At 38.7% G+C, this 17217-nt stretch carries 20 protein-coding genes and 1 pseudogene; 17 read left to right on the top strand and 4 right to left on the bottom strand.

The window, feature by feature from the left end:
• The first annotated feature begins 601 nt into the window (after positions 1 to 601).
• From BWD42_RS22195 to BWD42_RS22185, 3 genes are all read left to right on the top strand, one after another.
• Positions 602 to 1768 (top strand): FN3 domain-containing metallophosphoesterase family protein, encoded by a 1167-nt coding sequence (locus BWD42_RS22195; RefSeq protein WP_077438603.1) that lies wholly within the window; start codon positions 602 to 604, stop codon positions 1766 to 1768.
• Between the two features lie 134 nt (positions 1769 to 1902).
• Positions 1903 to 2820, top strand: coding sequence for a helix-turn-helix domain-containing protein (locus tag BWD42_RS22190; protein ID WP_077438602.1), 918 nt, complete (start codon positions 1903 to 1905; stop codon positions 2818 to 2820).
• An 87-nt stretch (positions 2821 to 2907) separates the two neighbouring features.
• A complete protein-coding gene (locus tag BWD42_RS22185) occupies positions 2908 to 4116 on the top strand; it encodes an MFS transporter (RefSeq protein ID WP_077438601.1) in 1209 nt (402 codons plus the stop codon).
• A 44-nt stretch (positions 4117 to 4160) separates the two neighbouring features.
• Here BWD42_RS22185 and BWD42_RS22180 read toward each other — a convergent pair whose 3' ends face one another.
• Both BWD42_RS22180 and BWD42_RS22175 read right to left on the bottom strand, forming a co-directional pair.
• The gene (locus tag BWD42_RS22180) at positions 4161 to 4382 is read right to left on the bottom strand and encodes a methyltransferase type 11 (protein WP_077438600.1); all 222 of its coding nucleotides are present in this window, start codon (positions 4380 to 4382) and stop codon (positions 4161 to 4163) included.
• Between the two features lie 63 nt (positions 4383 to 4445).
• The gene (locus tag BWD42_RS22175; protein WP_077438599.1) at positions 4446 to 4664 is read right to left on the bottom strand and encodes a hypothetical protein; all 219 of its coding nucleotides are present in this window, start codon (positions 4662 to 4664) and stop codon (positions 4446 to 4448) included.
• Between the two features lie 253 nt (positions 4665 to 4917).
• Here BWD42_RS22175 and BWD42_RS22170 point away from each other — a divergent pair, with 253 nt between their 5' ends.
• Positions 4918 to 5589 carry a hypothetical protein gene (locus tag BWD42_RS22170; protein ID WP_077438598.1) on the top strand — a complete coding sequence of 224 codons (672 nt, stop codon included), beginning with the start codon at positions 4918 to 4920 and terminating at the stop codon, positions 5587 to 5589.
• A gap of 264 nt (positions 5590 to 5853) precedes the next feature.
• On the opposite strand, the gene BWD42_RS22165 is transcribed toward BWD42_RS22170, so the two are convergent.
• Positions 5854 to 6447, bottom strand: a complete 594-nt coding sequence (locus BWD42_RS22165; protein WP_077438597.1) for an HD domain-containing protein — start codon at positions 6445 to 6447, stop codon at positions 5854 to 5856.
• A gap of 184 nt (positions 6448 to 6631) precedes the next feature.
• Here BWD42_RS22165 and BWD42_RS22160 point away from each other — a divergent pair, with 184 nt between their 5' ends.
• The 13 genes and pseudogenes from BWD42_RS22160 to msrB all read left to right on the top strand — a co-directional run bounded on the left by BWD42_RS22160 (position 6632) and on the right by msrB (position 15629).
• On the top strand, positions 6632 to 7654 hold the full coding sequence (locus BWD42_RS22160; RefSeq protein ID WP_077438596.1) for an LLM class flavin-dependent oxidoreductase: 1023 nt from the start codon (positions 6632 to 6634) through the stop codon (positions 7652 to 7654).
• Between the two features lie 13 nt (positions 7655 to 7667).
• Positions 7668 to 8753 carry an NAD(P)-binding domain-containing protein gene (locus BWD42_RS22155; protein WP_077438595.1) on the top strand — a complete coding sequence of 362 codons (1086 nt, stop codon included), beginning with the start codon at positions 7668 to 7670 and terminating at the stop codon, positions 8751 to 8753.
• Positions 8754 to 8928: 175 nt separating this feature from the next.
• Positions 8929 to 9696 carry a helix-turn-helix domain-containing protein gene (locus BWD42_RS22150; RefSeq protein ID WP_077438594.1) on the top strand — a complete coding sequence of 256 codons (768 nt, stop codon included), beginning with the start codon at positions 8929 to 8931 and terminating at the stop codon, positions 9694 to 9696.
• A 91-nt stretch (positions 9697 to 9787) separates the two neighbouring features.
• Positions 9788 to 10285 carry a DUF1772 domain-containing protein gene (locus BWD42_RS22145; RefSeq protein WP_077438593.1) on the top strand — a complete coding sequence of 166 codons (498 nt, stop codon included), beginning with the start codon at positions 9788 to 9790 and terminating at the stop codon, positions 10283 to 10285.
• A gap of 350 nt (positions 10286 to 10635) precedes the next feature.
• On the top strand, positions 10636 to 11139 hold the full coding sequence (locus tag BWD42_RS22140) for a hypothetical protein (protein ID WP_077438592.1): 504 nt from the start codon (positions 10636 to 10638) through the stop codon (positions 11137 to 11139).
• Positions 11140 to 11187: 48 nt separating this feature from the next.
• A complete protein-coding gene (locus tag BWD42_RS22135; RefSeq protein WP_077438591.1) occupies positions 11188 to 11367 on the top strand; it encodes an LPXTG cell wall anchor domain-containing protein in 180 nt (59 codons plus the stop codon).
• A 164-nt stretch (positions 11368 to 11531) separates the two neighbouring features.
• Positions 11532 to 12614 carry a hypothetical protein gene (locus BWD42_RS22130; protein ID WP_175992128.1) on the top strand — a complete coding sequence of 361 codons (1083 nt, stop codon included), beginning with the start codon at positions 11532 to 11534 and terminating at the stop codon, positions 12612 to 12614.
• A gap of 67 nt (positions 12615 to 12681) precedes the next feature.
• The gene (locus tag BWD42_RS25300) at positions 12682 to 13083 is read left to right on the top strand and encodes a DUF3784 domain-containing protein (RefSeq protein ID WP_077438589.1); all 402 of its coding nucleotides are present in this window, start codon (positions 12682 to 12684) and stop codon (positions 13081 to 13083) included.
• An 82-nt stretch (positions 13084 to 13165) separates the two neighbouring features.
• A complete protein-coding gene (locus tag BWD42_RS22120) occupies positions 13166 to 13717 on the top strand; it encodes a sigma-70 family RNA polymerase sigma factor (RefSeq protein WP_077438588.1) in 552 nt (183 codons plus the stop codon).
• An 11-nt stretch (positions 13718 to 13728) separates the two neighbouring features.
• The gene (locus tag BWD42_RS22115) at positions 13729 to 13998 is read left to right on the top strand and encodes a hypothetical protein (RefSeq protein ID WP_077438587.1); all 270 of its coding nucleotides are present in this window, start codon (positions 13729 to 13731) and stop codon (positions 13996 to 13998) included.
• Positions 13999 to 14075: 77 nt separating this feature from the next.
• A complete protein-coding gene (locus tag BWD42_RS22110; RefSeq protein WP_077438586.1) occupies positions 14076 to 14528 on the top strand; it encodes a DUF417 family protein in 453 nt (150 codons plus the stop codon).
• Between the two features lie 6 nt (positions 14529 to 14534).
• Positions 14535 to 15104: pseudogene (msrA, locus tag BWD42_RS25295) on the top strand (peptide-methionine (S)-S-oxide reductase MsrA); the annotation flags it as partial.
• Positions 15105 to 15191: 87 nt separating this feature from the next.
• Positions 15192 to 15629, top strand: coding sequence for a peptide-methionine (R)-S-oxide reductase MsrB (msrB, locus tag BWD42_RS25290; protein ID WP_262507853.1), 438 nt, complete (start codon positions 15192 to 15194; stop codon positions 15627 to 15629).
• Between the two features lie 699 nt (positions 15630 to 16328).
• On the opposite strand, the gene BWD42_RS22100 is transcribed toward msrB, so the two are convergent.
• Complete coding sequence (locus BWD42_RS22100) at positions 16329 to 17135, bottom strand: LexA family transcriptional regulator (protein WP_077438584.1); 807 nt, start codon at positions 17133 to 17135, stop codon at positions 16329 to 16331.
• Positions 17136 to 17217: the final 82 nt, after the last annotated feature.

The raw sequence follows: 17217 nt of genomic DNA, 5'->3' as shown, positions 1-17217 counted from the left end.
CCCTCTTATTATAAATTCAACCCGTTTATAAATTCAATCCGTCGCGATGAACAAAGAATCAATGCCCGCACAAAATTTAGAAGTCACCCCGATGGATTGCAATGTAATAGATGAAGTTAAATTACAAAAAAGTATTTGTATGCGCTCAATCTGCTGAATGAAATGGGGTGCCCTTACCCGTTTCTAAATATAGTTTTAGACTCGCAATGAACTGTCTCCATCCATCGGTACACACCGCATAGCATTCGATGGTCGGTAGCAAGCCCTTAGCGTCTTACGAATTTATCAATACATATTTCATTTTCGCTTTGCATAAGGCAAGTTTTTAGATAATTTACTGGGAATAGTCTCTTTTTTTAAAAAGGCATATTTGGATTTTATTCTCCTTCTGGAAGATAACAATATGTACTACAAACAGTTGTCGTCTTAAATATTTGATTGTTAAGCTGCAGCTTATCTATTTAAAAGACTTCTAAAGAGTTTCTCTCCGTTTGGAACATAATTGTTGCGAAAAGATCCCAAGCTTTTTCCTGATTTTTATCTATTTTACGTGATGATTTAAAATAGAATAATTTATCCACTTAAACCTTAAGATATTCATATGAAACGATGGCATCTACTCCTCACACTATTTCTGTTCAACAGCTTCTTTGCGATCGGACAGGAGGATATCAAAATAACCCACTTTCCTTTTATACAAGGGTTGACCGAACAGGAGGTTTCCATCATCTGGACAACAGACAAGCCAGCAACGGGATGGGTGGAATTAGCACCGGATGATTCAAGTCACTTTTATTTCAAAGAAAGAACCAAGTACTTTGCTTCGGCCTACGGTTTCAAAAAAGTGGGTACCTTGCATCAGGTAAGGTTGAACAATCTGAAACCGGGGACAAGGTATCGTTACCGTGTGTATAGTCAGCAGGTGTTAAAACATGAGGGAGTCAATGTACAATATGGAAAAGTGGCCGCAAGCAATGTCTACCGCCAAGCGCCTTTGTCTTTTCAAACGCTGGGCAATGCTGCGTCAACGCATTTCACCGTTGTCAACGATATCCATGAGCGTAATGAGATACTGGATAAGCTACTGGATATAGGTGATTTAAAGACCAGCGATTTTGTAATTTTCAATGGTGATATGGTAAATAATCTATTGAGCGAAAAACAAATGTACGAGGGATTTATGGACACCGCCATCAAAAGATTTGCAAGTGAAAAACCGATGTTCTACTCACGCGGCAACCACGAAACCCGTGGACCTTTTGCGATTGAATACCCCAAATATTTCCCTACCCCAACCGGTAAACTATATTATCAATTCCGACATGGTAACACCGGCTTTATCGTGCTGGACTGCGGCGAAGATAAACCCGATACCGATATAGAATACAGTGGTATCGTGGAGATGGACAATTATAGATCCGAACAGGCGGCATGGCTCGCCCGTGCAGTTGAAGATCCGTCTTTCAAAGATGCCAAGTACAAAGTAGTGATCTGTCATATGCCCCCTTTCGGTGGCTGGCATGGCGAACAGGAAATCCTTGAAAAATTTGTTCCCATTTTGAATAAAGCAGGAACACAAATCATGTTATCGGGCCATCTGCATAAACATATAATCCAAAATGCAACACATGCTATCCATTTCCCAATTATTGTCAACTCCAACAATAATGTACTTCGGGTGGATCTAAACAATGAAAAAGGAGTATTTAAAGTACTTGATCAGCAAGGAAAAATAGTAGATCAGGTCCTGATCAAACCGCTAAATTAATACTGATTAACCTGGGGGTTAAAATAGCCATAATTCATTTGGATTATGGCTATTTTATGGAATGCAATTTCACATAGGGGCGACTTATCAAAGAAAGTGCATATTACATTTGATTTTTGTAACTTTGCATAATCATGAGTGAAACACTGGAAACCTTACAGGATTACTATAAAAGATTAAGTCATCTACATACCAACAATGGAGATATACTTGATGTCGAGCTCGGAAAATCACATTTCAATATCTCGCCACGCAAATATTGCGATTTTAAAACTCCGTACAATAGGCGCGATTTTTACAAAATCAGTCTCATCTTAGGAAAAGGGTGGTTCAAATATGGTCAGCATGAACTATATATCGACCGACCTGCCCTATTTTTACCCGCACTAAATATTCCCTATACCTGGGTATGCGATACAAATCAACAAGAAGGATACTTTTGCCTTTTCAATCAAGAATTTTTTTCAGGAAGTCAGACATTCGAACCATTTAAAAAGACCTCACTATTCAAAGAGTGGAGTAAGCCCATTATCTTTTTAGACGAAGCACAGCTGAATTTAATTACAACAATTTTTGACAATATGTACCGGTTGAATAATTCCAGTTATCCGCTCCGTTGTAGCGCGATCAAAAGCAATCTGGCAGCAATACTTCATCTGGCCCTGGAATGGAGAGTGGAAGATGTTGAGTTACAGGATCAATCGGGCAGTGTGCGGATGTACCGTCTGTTTGATGAATTACTTCACAAACAGTTTCCCCTGGATTCCCCAGCCTACCCACTTGCATTACATACCGCAGCCGACTTCGCAGCAAAGTTAAATGTGCATGTCAATCATCTCAATGCTTCTGTCAAATCGGTTACAAATCAGACAACAACACAGATCATCAAACAAAAAATCTATGAAGAGGCCAAGAATTTATTAATCTATACGGACTGGAATGTCGCTGAGATCGGTTATACACTTGGCTTTGAAGAACCAACCCATTTTAATAATTTCTTTAAGAAATATGCAGAGACCTCTCCGCTCAAATTTAGACAAAGACATAAATAATATTTGATTTTCGTAATTTTTACTTTGTTAGGCAATATATGTATTGATTAAAAAGTCGCTAGTTTTGTTTAACAAAAAAGAGTAAAAATGTTAAAGGAAGCTTCTGCGCAACGCGTCAGGTTAGTAACAGTCATGGCCTTTGTATCCATGCCACTTTCAGGATTTGTAACCGATATCTATCTGCCTTCGTTTCCAGCGATGGCCAAGAGTCTACTTGTTCAGGAACGAGATATTCAATTAACATTGACCAGTTACCTATTGAGCTATGGCATTTCCCAGTTATTTGTAGGAAATATTCTGGACAGTATAGGTCGATATCGACCTAAGCTCCTGGCATTAACTCTTTTGATACTAAGCAGCTTAATAATAACCCAAACACAGAGTATCCTGTTTATTTGTTTGTTGAGAATTGTGCAAGGTATAGCTATATCCATTTTGGTCGTTGCTACACGTGCCCTTTTCGTCGACCTATATGCAGGCGATCGGTTAAAAAATTACTTAAGCTATTTTACCATCGTCTGGTCGTGTGGTCCGATACTCGCACCATTTTTAGGAGGTTATCTGGAGAAATTATTCAGTTGGCAGGCCAATTTTTATTTCCTTGCATTCTACGCAGGTTTGTTATTACTGTTTGAACTGTTGTACAGCGGAGAAAGTATTGCCGAAAAGAAAAAGATTGACCTACAGGACAATCTCAATCTATATAAAATGATGTTGCAAAATAAGCTTTTTATATTGGGCATTCTGGTACTGGGTTTTAGTTACTCCATTGTAATGCTCTTCAATATGACAGGGCCATTTATTATTGAAAATACATTTCACTTTTCATCCGTCACAATTGGTTATTGTACATTGATATTGGGGTTTTCATGGATGATCGGCGGATTTATTACCAAAAAGCGCATGCATCTTGACTTCGTGCCCCGGGTCGTCGCTCCTGCTTTATTCCAGGCAGCCCTTATCGTTGTTTTAATACTTATCGGCATGTACTCGCAGAATCTGTATATAATGGTCGGTTTTGCATTTTTTATCCATACGATTTCAGGGGTATTATTTACAAGCTTTTTTACCAATAGCATGTTATTTTTTCCAAAACATGCAGGAACCGCCGGTGGGTTAATGGGCGGAATGGTCTATATCGTGACATCCCTTTCCAATTTTATGGTGTCCATTAGTGGCAAAGTGACCGCACAAAACGGATTAGCCTGGCGCTACTTTATTTTTTCTATATTGCTGACCTTGACCATCTTATATATGTGGAAACTCCAAAAAAATAATAGCGGACAGCATAGTTAGTTGGCCAGGGAGCTTGAAAAAGCCACTGTGTCCGAATCTCATCGTTATTTTATATGTTCACATTGATAGCCCCAGTCAAGCATCTGCTTGATAATACCCTTTGTTTCAATATCCGTTTGAGTAGATTCTATCCTTAAAATCCGCTCTTCGTCGTCAAGATCAAAGTTAACTTTATAAGAGGAGAACAATTGCAGCAGGGTCATAACGATCTGTTTTGCTTCTCTATATTTATTGACATTTGTTTTAAATATTACAACTCGTTTCATTAGATTAGATATCACTTAAATTTATAGAATTTACTTTTACTTCCTTACCTGAAGCATTCTCCTCTAGTGTTGTGTACTTAAACCGCAGCTACTGCTATGGGCTATAAAATGTGGCGGGACAATCGGTTCTTTCTTGTCTGATATACTCAAAGAATCGGTATGAGAGCGCTGTAAAGCATCGGCAAAAACTTCGTCATGTTTCCTCGCCTCACTACTATTGGAAAAAAAGGTCAGAACCATAAAAAACAATAAGATGATCAACGCATTAAAGAAATGTACCATACTATAGCCGATATATTATTATGTCCCAATATCTCAAATAAGAATATTTTATACCATATATTTTCGGTAAAAAGCGGATTTATGTCGGTAAACAATCCTTTTTCCTCTTTTAATACACATCAAGTATTTATATATTTGACAACATTCGTTCGGAATAGAATCTGATAAGTGCCTTATAAAGTCCGAAGAAAAATATCTGCTCATTTCATTGGGATAGAATAAATTAAAATCAGAATCTAAATTAGAATTAGTCGTGACCAATAAAAAATTAGTTCTGGAAAACCTTTTGAGAGACCCACTATTCTGGAGTGTCTTATTGCTTAATCTATTGATTGTCTATTTATATGGTAACGACACAATCTATAACTATAATATCATTGTCGCCCAGTCAATTCAGACATTTGCATATGCTGTTGCACATTATCTACTCCTCAAAAACACACCGATCAACTATGCGGTAAAAAAAATAAGACTGAATCGTAAGCGAAAAAAATCGGATAAAAACAGAAAATCATTTGGAACCTATATTGAAAAGGACGAGACTGGCAATTGGGTTTATACAACAATCTTCTTTATTCTTCTTTGCTTTTTCACGGTATTTTTAGCCGTAATTGTCCTTACGGTCAACTGGAACGTCCATCGCAACAGCTTCGTGTTTCAATCCTCAGATTTCTACCCGGCAATTTGGGCGTTGTCGAATGCTATTTTCTACTATAAAAATAACAAGGCACGTTTGACTTATTCGAATGCCAGTCCAAGTGAGTTGGTCGCAGTTCCCTTTTTTAAACTTTATATTCCAATGTTTATGATGATCTGGGGTTATATCTTGCCTATGAAAGTCAGTGGCGACATTATTGGTTTCATACTTTCCAATCCTAAATATTGGAATTCACCCGCTGATAACGAATCAAAAAAAACTGTATAAATAAAAAAAGCCACATAAGAAAAATGTGGCTTAGTTAGTATATTGATTTAAATGGCTTCTTAAGAAAACTGCTCAGTGAGTATAATTTCAAAATAAATGTATATAAAATACTCCTGACCATAATCTCACATTTACAATTCGTCCATGTTGATTTAATATTCGTCTGAATAGGAAAAAACAAGCAAAACTTCGGGAGAGACTTGCTTCTTATGGAGATGTACATGTATTGGCTAGCTAGGGTATAAACAAATTTGGGTATACAGATCAACTTTTCTTCAAGATCCCTTTCCTCACGCCTTCATCAATCAAGGTTTCGGCATATTCCCATAATACCGACGAGCCATCTCTGATCACACTTTTTTTTGCGTATACCTTACTATAATTTACGCCAGGTTCATTCCAGGTGCCGCCATTGTTGGAACTATTCTGTAACAGGGGTTCTAACCGGTCCATTGCACGGGCAAACTGCGCTTCGCGGGTCTCTCCAGCTTCAAACTCCTCCCAGATAGCTATCAGTTCCTCTGCCTGAGGTTCCGGTAAAAGCCCGAATATTCTATTGGCAGCCAAACGTTCCAGCTCGGTATTACAGTGTGCTTTTTGGGTATCATAGATAAAGGTATCGCCAGCATCGATTTCAACAATATCATGAATCAAAACCATTTTAATAACTTTTAATAAATCTACCGATTCGTCAGCATGCTCAAATAAGACAATAGCCATTAATGCCAAATGCCAGCTATGTTCAGCATCATTTTCACAACGGTCACTATGGAAAAGCTTCGTCTTTCGCTGAATGTACTTCAGTTTGTCGATCTCCTTGATAAAATCAATCTGTTTCAACAATTTTTCGGGTGTCATAGTGAATATATTTTAGTAACGATAGTACACAAAGGTAGTGCTTTTTGAATCTCCTTCCCTTATTAAATACCGTTGAAAGTACGGCAACTTCTATCGCCTATTTATTGACATCCCCCGGACAAATCCCTAGCCACAGATCAGCCTTGATTTATTAAATTTGATAAACATCAAATCTCGGCAACGAATGAAGAAAATAGGTTTTTTATCTTTTGGACATTGGTCCAAACATCCAGCTTACAGTACCCAAACGGCAAGTGATACGTTACTTCAGTCAATAGATCTAGCTGTGGCGGCAGAAGAAATAGGCATTGACGGAGCATATTTTCGTGTACATCATTTTGCCAATCAATTAGCCTCGCCCTTTCCTTTATTGTCGGCCATTGGAGCGAAGACGAGGACAATTGAAATAGGTACCGGTGTCATTGATATGCGTTATGAGAATCCACTCTATATGGTGGAGGATGCCGGAGCGGCCGATTTAATTTCGGGAGGCCGCTTACAACTGGGGATCAGTAGAGGATCGCCCGAACAGGTAATCGATGGTTGGCGTTATTTCGGTTACGACCTCGCTGAGGGTGAAACCGATGCTGATATGGGCCGTAGGAAAGCATTGGAATTTTTGGACAAACTCAAAGGAGTAGGTTTTGCCGAACCCAACCCCTACCCGATGTTTCCAAATCCTCCAGGTCTACTGAGGCTAGAACCACATGCCCAAGGATTGCGCGAGCGCATCTGGTGGGGTGCAGCATCGAATGCGACAGCGGTATGGGCTGCGCAAAACAGAATGCACTTACAAAGTTCTACCCTAAAATACGATGAAAACGGAAAACCTTTTCATATCCAACAGGCTGAACAGATACGTTTATATAAAGATGCCTGGAAAGAAGCAGGCCATCCCGGGGAGCCCAGGGTATCAGTCAGTAGGTCAATCTTTGCATTGGTCAATGATCTAGACAGGTATTATTTTGGACAGGAAGCGGATCGGACTGACAAGATCGGGTTTATTGAAGCCGACAAACGTGCTATTTTTGGCCGGAGTTATGCAGCAGAACCTGATCAGCTCATCAAAGAACTGGCCATGGACGAAGCTATACAGGAAGCTGACACAGTACTTCTGACAATTCCAAATACATTAGGTGTAGATTACAACGTGCATGTACTTTCTGCTATTTTGGAACATGTCGCACCTGAATTAGGCTGGCGCTAGATATCCCCTATTGATGATAAACAATATTCGTTACAAAACCAAGATTGCAATAATTGGTGCGGGGCAAGCCGGACTCTCTTCTGCCTATCATTTAAAAAGATTGGGGCTAGAGATCAATCAGGATTTCATTATTCTGGACGAAGCCCCTGCCCCAGGGGGAGCCTGGCAATTTCGCTGGTCTTCGCTGACACTAAGTACGGTCAACAAAATCCATGACCTGCCGGGTATGTCATTTGAAGAGACATTAACAAATGATGAAACGGAGGTACAGGCAAATATAGCTGTTCCTCATTATTTTGACCTCTATGAGAAAAGATATGGGTTACAGGTCTATCGCCCCCTCAAAGTAGACAAGGTGTCCTTGCATGATCAACGTTTTCACATAGATACGGCTAAAACGTTATTTTCTGCTGCGGGCATTATCAATGCGACAGGAACCTGGGAAAACCCTTATATTCCTTTTTATCCAGGGGCAACATTATTTGAAGGCGAACAACTCCATACAAAAGATTTCAAAACAGCGGATTATTTTAGAGGGAAACATGTTATTATAGTCGGTGGTGGTATATCTGCCATCCAGTTGTTAGACCAGATCTCAGAAGTGACGACAACAACATGGGTCACACGACGTCCCCCGCTATTCCGTGAAGGGCCTTTTGATGATATGGCAGGCCACAATGCTGTGGCGATGGTGGAAGAGCGCGTGAGACAAGGTTTACCACCACGCTCAGTAGTTTCTGTCACAGGACTACCTTATTCATCAGAAATCCGGGCTATGGAAAAAAGAGGGGTACTCACCCGATTTCCGATGTTCAGTGAAATCACTAAAACTGGTGTAAAGTGGGAAGACGGCCGGGAGGAAAAGGCAGATATCATCCTTTGGAACACGGGATTCAAAAGCGCTCTGGCGCACTTAGATCCTGTACTACCCAAAGAGGAAAATGGAGGGATTTTAATGGATGGCAGACTGGCCACGATGGTCGCCAAGGATCCTCGAATTCATCTGGTTGGTTATGGTCCCTCCGCTTCTACAATTGGGGCCAACCGCGCGGGCGGTGCGGCAGCCAGGGAGCTTGTAAAAACATTGAACCTTTTGTAATATTACAGGATAAAATGATGATAACCATGTTTAAAAAAATGAATAAAAGAGACGAGGATAAAATAATGGGATCAGACTGTCTATAATAAATAGTGGGGTCATGCTTATTTGTTCAATTTTAAAGAAGATTTACCTATATTTAGGTTTATATAGCGTTTCACCATAAATACCCCCGATGCAGGTGCAAAACATTATTCCGGATCAATCTATTGCATTATTTGTTAAGAATATTATGGTATTCGAAAACAACGACGATGTAGAGACGGTCATTCCATTTTTTGCGGACGGATATCCCGGACTGATGTTCCATCAAACCGAAAGAGGCCTTACCATTCAACCCTATGGTAAAAAAATGCCCATAATCTTTTTATATGGCCAAACAATAAAACCTATTACCATTGAAGTCGATGGTCCTTTCAAAATCGTCATTTTCCAATTCTATCCTTTCGTATTGCGAGCTTTCTGGGAAATAAATCCCGAAGATATCAATGACGGCTGCTATGACCTAAATGAAAAGAAAGAAATAGATGAGCTCATTAAAGAAATATTGTCGTCCTTTAACGTCCAAGAAAAGATAGCCGTCATATCCAGGTTACTTATCGGTTATTTTGAGCAAAAAAGAAAAAAGCTGGATTTTTCAATAAGAGGAGTAATCCAATGTATTATAGATAAGAAGGGCACTGTACCCATCCATGAGATCGCCAAAAACGAAAATCTTCACATCCGGACACTCGAAAGAAGATTCCTCAGAGAAACTGGAATCCCTGCAAAACAATTTGCGAAAATAGTTCAATTTCAAACTTCACTCATACAATTGACCACTCATGATTCTGGCAGTATAAATGAAATTGTCTATGCAAATGGATTCTCCGACCAGTCACATTTTATCCGCGTTTTCAAAGCTTTCACAGGACTGACACCCAACACATTCGGCAAACGATAAAATTGTCGTTTTTATTCTATTTTGGAAAATCCGCATCCGCGAATTTTAATCGAAGAAAATTACAGCAATTATAACATTTAAATTCATATCGATGAAACTACAAGAAATTACTTTAACCGCCGCTGTGATAACATCGGCATTAATATCAGGGCTCTTTTTTGCGTATACCTTTTCGGTCAATCTTGGCCTTCATAAACTAGATGACAAGGGTTACTTGCAAGCGATGCAGCATATCAACAGAGAAATTTTAAATCCGGTATTTTATTGTTGTTTTCTAGGAGCACCTTTATTATTAATTGCATCCTCAGTGATGTATTTCGATCTATCTTCGCCAAAGTTCTATTTGATCGCAGCTGCATGTGCAAGTTATATTATTGGCGTATTTGTCATTACCGCAGCAAAGAATGTCCCACTCAACAATCAATTGGACAGTCTTAATATCACAGCTACAACCTCCGAAACAATACATCGGATGCGCCTTCTGATTGAGGAGCCCTGGGTATTCTGGAATAATATGCGAACGCTGTTTTCCTTCCTGACGTTAGTTTGTCTAATTGTCAGCCTTATATTTTTTAAATCCAAAGATTAATAGCGTCCGCGAAACGGATTTTCTTCACTACCGTTCCAAACTACATTGTTATACTTTTAGCGGATTGCCCAATCAGGTAGTCCGCTTTTCATACCATTTTACATCTCTGCCTTTACGCCTACCTTTTCCAGATAATAGCTTCTGATCCCCCCTCCCCGATAAAGTACCGCAGCCACGAACCGGATTAATGAAATACGAAAAAGGCGGCGTTGCCTACGAATTTAAATTCATTGATAGCGGATTTAAATCGGCCGGAAAATGCAACTTATTCTATTGTACTTTTATAAAAAATAAGAAGGAAAGATTTGGATAAAATCATCTTAAGTATAAACTGATCAAAAAAAACTCCAATGAAAACACAAAAAATAATCCCGGCCCTATTAGTTGCCGCCCTAGGCCTAACGTCGTTATCATCCTGCAATGGAACATCTGTAGACACGATAAAAGCAATGGAATCCAACTACGATAATCACAACAAAACTATCGAGCTAACGGGTGAATTTGACGCACCTTCTTTTACCTTTTCTTCAGGCAAGTCGAAGACCATGGCGATGCATTTTGTCGTGAAACCTCATGCCTTCAGTTCCGAGGAATTTACGGCATTCAGTGTGATATTGCCAGTGGGGACAGAAAAAAACAGTGTCCTATTTGAGCTACCGGAGGGACAGAAAAACTACAGTCTAAAAAATTTCTACGTCATTGACAAAAACGGAGAAAAAATCAATCTCGATACACATACTACCTTTAAAATGAAAGGAACCGTCCATTACAGCGAATTAGAAAAACCGGAAGCTGAACAGGACAAAAGTAATTTCTCCTATAAAATAACTGATGTCAGCTTTGAAAAAGACTAAAAAATCATTCTATAAGCGCGTGCACATTACTCAATAAAAACTAAAAATATGATTAATATTCAGCTCGGAGACAGCTTCTCCTTTGGATGGGTAATTATTGGATTTGCCCTTATCATGGCTCTAGGGATTTACATTGCTTACAGAAAACAACAGGTGATCAAAATAAAGTATGTCATTGCTGTTATCATAATGCTTATTGTAGGTATCAAATGGCTTTTTGAAAATTAAAAAATTGTGTTCCTCGGAAGCATTTTTTTAGAAGAAGATAACAAAAGATCCCATAAATAGATAAGAGCACTTTAACACTTGAATAAATTTAAATTTGTAAATTTATTCAAGTGTTAACATTCTAATCGATGGGAATTGATGCCATTGTCAGCTATAAGTTTATTATGAAATTTATTTTCACCTTTGTTGTCTTTTTTATGCTGCTTGCTGTGTCCGCTCAAGATCGACCGCAGCTTGTTCCGTTCAAATCGGACGGTAAATTGGGATTGATGAGTGTATCCGGAATGGAACTTGTCTACCCTGATTCTTTACGGGATGGCTCCAGTAGGTATGATGTCATTGAAGATTTTCGTAGTTATATTATCCAAAAAAATGAAAACGAAGACTGCGTCATTGATGCTTACTCAGGACAGGAACAGCTTTCCGGACATTTTGACCAGGTATGTGGACGTTTAAAGATAAACAAAGACAGTTATTATCACTTTGACGTTAATGGAAACTCCGTTCTCCTAAAGCAAGGAAGCCCTCCCATAAAACTAACAACCCTTTACCAACAAATTGAACCCAATCAGGATGGCTGGAACAATGAAAGCCTAGATGGAAAGCAGTATATCTGGGCGCTGAAAACGGATGAAACCTATGATGTATTAAGTGCGGACAACAACTTTGACCGTATAAATTCTCTGCCAAATTTTGAAAGTTTTGATCTCGTATATCGGATAAATGAAGATGCACCTATAACTCTTGTGGGATTTGTCTTGGGGAGCAAAAATGCGATTCAACGAGTTTTCGGTCAGAAGTATGGTATTCCTGAATCCGACCGAATGGTTGAAGTCTATGATATCCATTTTAAAAAGTTGGGCACTACAGCTTACCAAGCTGTAGCAATCAAACAATTATTCCATCACGAAATCGAACTACAGGGCGGTATGATGCCACCGCCAAGCTTAGAAAATCAGATCATAATCCCTCAAAATAAAACAATTGTACTGAGCAACGAATTCAGCTTAGTCCCTAAAAAAGATGATCAGACACAATTGATACTCATTAACACACAACAAGAGAACACTCCTGTCTTGGGAAATTCCCGCTTCGACTACAGGTATATCAGTACACCTCAAAATCTGAAAGCACTCCTTCAGATAAGACATGCCGAAACCGGAACTTTCTTTTATTTTGATTTTAATGGGCTGTATTTCCCGAAAGGAATCCCTTTAATCCCAGAGAATTATCAAAAATGGAACTGATGAAAGCAAAAAGAGCTTTAAATAAAGACTCTTCAAAATACAATTATAAAAACATCGCTTTTTACAAATGATTACTTTGGTTTTAATATTAAGCGCGGTGTTCGCGATAGTGGCTTTCCTCGTCACTGAAGAAAATGCGGACTCATCACTTTCTGGATATAATACACTTTCAACAGCCGAAAAACAGCAATTCAATATCAAGGAGTTTATTCCATTTTTTAAAAAGTTCCATCTGTTGCTGGCTCTCTCCTATTTGGTGATTTCTCTCCTTCTTATTTTCGCCATCAGTTCATATTGGGCAAAGATTTTTATCGTAACTTACCCTTTACTTGCTTATATATTTTTTATTTGGAAAGCGAACAGCTTCTTTATAAAAAGGAACAAAAAGCAGCATATCTACTCCCTTATTGTTGAATGCCTTCTTTTTATTGTGCTATTAGTGATTATGATCCAGTTTTTTAAAAACTGATACGCTAATTGATTTAAACCATTTTGATAAGATAGGAAGTATCCAAAAACTATTTTTATTTTTATAGGATTATATAGATTACATGGACAAGCGCTCGGAAGATATACAGCAATGGATTGATACCTATAGTGATATACTGCTCAATAGTGCTCTTTTTTTGCTATCTGACCGTCAGGATGCGGAAGATATTGTCCAAAATGTATTTATATCCGCATTCGAATCATACCACTCTTTTCAGAACCGGAGTACTGTAAAGACTTGGCTAATGGCGATTCTCAAAAATAAAGTCGCGGAGTTTTATCGTAAAAAATACCGACAAACGGGCAAGATTTCTTTAGATCAATATTTTGATCCTGATGGGTCATGGAAATATGATGATATACTGCAAGACTGGGATGATAAAGACGGCAACCTACTTGACAACAGCGATTTTAACCGTGTGATGAATGAATGTATGGATAAGTTGCCCATAAAATGGCTTATTCCCGTAAAACTCTATTATTTAGAAGAAAAAAAAGCGGATAATGTATGTCAGGAAACGGGCATTACGACAACTAATCTCTGGAAGATCCTCCAACGAAGCCGAATGCAGCTCCGGGAGTGCCTGGAACTTAACTGGTTTAATATTTCATGATCTCGTAAGAAATGATAAGACGACTCATTCATGCATTGATAATGCCCTGCAAGCAAGCAACATTGCTTATTGAACAGCGAAATGCTGATGAGATTCCATTTTTCCAAAAGATACGTTTAAGGATACATCTTACAATTTGTAAGTGGTGCCGTGCATATAACCGCAAAGTACAGACAATGGAGGGCATGATGAAAAACATGTTCACACAAGATGCTCCTGAAAAATTCACCAAAGATGAACTACAGCTCTTTAAAGACAAATTAAAAAACAAGCTAAAATAATAGGACTTTTTTGTCAGGATTTTGATGTACGTGCTACTAAGAGGAAAACAGTAAGTGCAAATTAAAATTTTAGAAAAATGCGTCTCATTACTCAAACAAAAAATGCTCCATCACCATCGTCGCCATGGGGCTTTTACATTTCCACATTTGGCATTGTCTTCATTCTCCTATGGCTTGGGATTTTTAAATTTACGCCTACCGAAGCGCTGGCCATAAAGCCATTGATCATGAATCATCCACTCTCTTCATGGTTATACAGATTATTGAGTGTACAAGCTGTCTCCAATATAGTCGGAATTGTCGAGATCGCTGTAGCCCTACTCATCTTACTGTGTTTGAAATTTAAACAGCTGAGACGATACGCTGGAATTGGGGTATGTATTATTTTTATAACGACTTTAAGTTATCTCTTTACCACACCAAATATGTTTAAATATGTGGACGGAATTCCTGTGACGGATTTCTTTATCCTTAAGGATATACTATTTCTTGGATTTGGAATCAATTTACTGCAATCTGCTAAAAAATAAAAAATCATGAAAATTATATGGACCATCACTGTGCTTGCGTTGTTAGGCCTGGCACTAGTAAAGATCGGCTTTTCCCAAGGCGAGGAAAAAGCGTCAGCTCCCGAAAAGGGCACAGCCTACAATGGTCAAACCAGGGAAATTTATTTTGCTGGAGGCTGCTTTTGGGGAACGGAGCACTACTTCAAACAAATAAGGGGTGTAATCGCCACTGAAGTTGGCTATGCGAACGGAAATCTCGCTAAACCGTCCTATGAACAGGTATCAGCAGGCAATACTGGTTTTGTTGAAGCCGTAAAAGTTCATTACAATCCTGAAGTAATTGATTTGAAATTGTTGATCGACTTATACTTTAAAACGATTGACCCAACAAGCCTGAATAAACAGGGAAATGATATTGGCACACAATATCGAACCGGAATTTATTTTACAAAGAAAGAAGATGAAGCAACAATCCGGGAAGAGATTGAACAGCTTGCGAAGAACTATAGCGCCAAACTTGTTATAGAAATTGGTCCGCTACGTAATTTCTATACTGCTGAAAATTATCATCAAAATTATCTAGAGAAAAACCCTCAGGGTTATTGCCATATTCCGGCCGGCCTATTTGAGAAAGCCCGGCAAGCAAACCCACAGCCTGCTAAATATAAGAAAGCTGACAAGAAAATCCTGAAAAAGGAGCTGACAGCGCTACAATACGACGTCACTCAAAACAACGCTACGGAAAGGGCTTTTGACAATGCTTATTGGAACGAATTTAGGGAGGGCATTTACGTTGATATCACTACTGGCGAACCCTTATTTATTTCTACCGATAAATTTGAGTCTGATTGTGGATGGCCGAGCTTCTCCAAACCGATCAGTGACCGTTTAATTGCTGAGAAAAAAGATAATTCTTTTGGGATGAATAGAACCGAAGTGAGAAGCAAAACCGGTGACGCTCATCTAGGTCATGTTTTTAATGACGGTCCCACAGAACAAGGAGGACTGCGCTATTGTATCAACAGTGCTTCGCTACGTTTTATTCCCAAAGACCAAATGAAAGCACTGGGGTATGAGCAGTTTATCCCTTTGCTACAGACCGAAAGCAATAAATCGAAATAGGGTAGCAATTTAAATCTCAAACTAATCACCGTAATTATATAAGAGTAGATCTGGCAATCTATTCCTGGATAGCACAGGTTTATTATTTGGAGAGCTGCGTTTAAACACAAAAGCCAGGTTGAAAAACCTGGCCTTAAAAATAAACATATGATGGATTAGTAAATGGCAGCTTTGACAACAACCGATCATTATCCGGTATCCCTAGAACAATTCCCGAGTTGCTCTATGCGCACTTTTTATAGCATAGATCCAAGGAAATTGAAAGCAATGAACATGTAAGAATAATGAGCAACCACTGTTCTTTATGTATACCTATCTATGACAGCGTTTGTTATATATACTGTTCGACGCTAAGTCAGCCTACATTATACATGTTCATTTGCCTCCAACTCTATTCAAATATAGTAAATAAAACTAATTAAATTAGTTTTATTTACTATATTTTTTAGCCGCCAAACTTAACAAGTTAAGAACCATGGGTTTTATTTTTTCAGGATGAGGTAACACTCCTTTATTATTCCAATCCATTCAAAAAAGAAAAGCATTATTCGGCTACAAGCAGGTTAGTGAATGGCCCGATCCAGCAGCAATTGGAATCAGCTCTTTCAATAATACCTGTTTTATGGGGACAACAAGGTTTCATTGATCTTGGATCCTGAAAAGCTGTGGTCAAAGGCAATCTTCTATCTTCGTACAATTTTATAAAGAGCGACTGATATCAACCACATTAAAGATCTGATCTACATCATCCAGACTTACTTCAAAGTCGGGATAGGTAGCTTTGTCCGTATTGAGGGAACGCAATGTAAGTATCCCATTGGCGACATCATGATGTGCGATTTCCTTAATAATCACCCCTTCATATCGGTGTACGACAACCCAATATCTGTATTTATGGGTATGAAATTTCGACTGCCACAATTCGCGTTTAATCAACCTTCCGGTAACGATATCACCATCCAGTATACTGGCATCAGTTCCATCTGTCATACTATCTCCGCTAACTTCAAAAGAACGGTATGCGCCTTTGTGAAATTCGTTCACGGTAATAAAATGAGCCGGCAAATCATCCATGTATTCCGCATCCGAAAATCCAGAAAGATAACCAGCTTTTGCTTTCTCAGTTACGAGCTTGGTCTGCATTAAATAACGTCCGGGGGAAACCTCAAAAAAAATATTGTTTTTATTTTCGTCTATAAATTTAACATCATTGGAAAAATATCCAATAGACTTTCCATTCCCGACATGCACCATGGATACCGTGTCGGACTGAATAACGGCACCAGGCTGATTCCGCTCTCCCTTTCCGTAAAGCAACCAATCGTATTGAACATAAGGAAATGCATTTTGAATCCGGGTTTTCATTGTAAGCCCGATCGGATATTCGCCTTTTTTAATACGAGAATATACTTGTTCACGCACCCCCAATAAACCCGCAAATTCCCGATTGGTGATTCCCATCTCCAAGCGCAAAACCTCAAAATTATTATCCGGATAAGTTTCCATGTTTTTATAGGCATTTTAACAAATGTTACACTAATTCATAACATTCTGACACTAAGTTACACAAGATATTAAACCTAAACAA

Origin of the sequence: Sphingobacterium sp. CZ-UAM (assembly GCF_002000245.1) — a bacterium.
In the GTDB taxonomy this organism is placed as follows: domain Bacteria; phylum Bacteroidota; class Bacteroidia; order Sphingobacteriales; family Sphingobacteriaceae; genus Sphingobacterium.
This window is presented reverse-complemented; position numbering and strand designations above follow the sequence as displayed.

What these genes read in the sequence shown, in the direction of transcription:
- BWD42_RS22180 (WP_077438600.1), bottom strand. Translation starts at nt 4,382, where the DNA reads ATGAAACGAGTTGTAATATTTAAAACAAATGTCAATAAATATAGAGAA.
- BWD42_RS22190 (WP_077438602.1), top strand. Translation starts at nt 1,903, where the DNA reads ATGAGTGAAACACTGGAAACCTTACAGGATTACTATAAAAGATTAAGT.
- BWD42_RS25300 (WP_077438589.1), top strand. Translation starts at nt 12,682, where the DNA reads ATGATTACTTTGGTTTTAATATTAAGCGCGGTGTTCGCGATAGTGGCT.
- BWD42_RS22195 (WP_077438603.1), top strand. Translation starts at nt 602, where the DNA reads ATGAAACGATGGCATCTACTCCTCACACTATTTCTGTTCAACAGCTTC.
- BWD42_RS22135 (WP_077438591.1), top strand. Translation starts at nt 11,188, where the DNA reads ATGATTAATATTCAGCTCGGAGACAGCTTCTCCTTTGGATGGGTAATT.
- BWD42_RS22145 (WP_077438593.1), top strand. Translation starts at nt 9,788, where the DNA reads ATGAAACTACAAGAAATTACTTTAACCGCCGCTGTGATAACATCGGCA.
- BWD42_RS22100 (WP_077438584.1), bottom strand. Translation starts at nt 17,135, where the DNA reads ATGGAAACTTATCCGGATAATAATTTTGAGGTTTTGCGCTTGGAGATG.
- BWD42_RS22175 (WP_077438599.1), bottom strand. Translation starts at nt 4,664, where the DNA reads ATGGTACATTTCTTTAATGCGTTGATCATCTTATTGTTTTTTATGGTT.
- BWD42_RS22160 (WP_077438596.1), top strand. Translation starts at nt 6,632, where the DNA reads ATGAAGAAAATAGGTTTTTTATCTTTTGGACATTGGTCCAAACATCCA.
- BWD42_RS22155 (WP_077438595.1), top strand. Translation starts at nt 7,668, where the DNA reads ATGATAAACAATATTCGTTACAAAACCAAGATTGCAATAATTGGTGCG.
- BWD42_RS22140 (WP_077438592.1), top strand. Translation starts at nt 10,636, where the DNA reads ATGAAAACACAAAAAATAATCCCGGCCCTATTAGTTGCCGCCCTAGGC.
- BWD42_RS22115 (WP_077438587.1), top strand. Translation starts at nt 13,729, where the DNA reads ATGATAAGACGACTCATTCATGCATTGATAATGCCCTGCAAGCAAGCA.
- BWD42_RS22130 (WP_175992128.1), top strand. Translation starts at nt 11,532, where the DNA reads ATGAAATTTATTTTCACCTTTGTTGTCTTTTTTATGCTGCTTGCTGTG.
- BWD42_RS22185 (WP_077438601.1), top strand. Translation starts at nt 2,908, where the DNA reads ATGTTAAAGGAAGCTTCTGCGCAACGCGTCAGGTTAGTAACAGTCATG.
- BWD42_RS22120 (WP_077438588.1), top strand. Translation starts at nt 13,166, where the DNA reads ATGGACAAGCGCTCGGAAGATATACAGCAATGGATTGATACCTATAGT.
- BWD42_RS22110 (WP_077438586.1), top strand. Translation starts at nt 14,076, where the DNA reads ATGCGTCTCATTACTCAAACAAAAAATGCTCCATCACCATCGTCGCCA.
- BWD42_RS22165 (WP_077438597.1), bottom strand. Translation starts at nt 6,447, where the DNA reads ATGACACCCGAAAAATTGTTGAAACAGATTGATTTTATCAAGGAGATC.
- BWD42_RS22150 (WP_077438594.1), top strand. Translation starts at nt 8,929, where the DNA reads ATGCAGGTGCAAAACATTATTCCGGATCAATCTATTGCATTATTTGTT.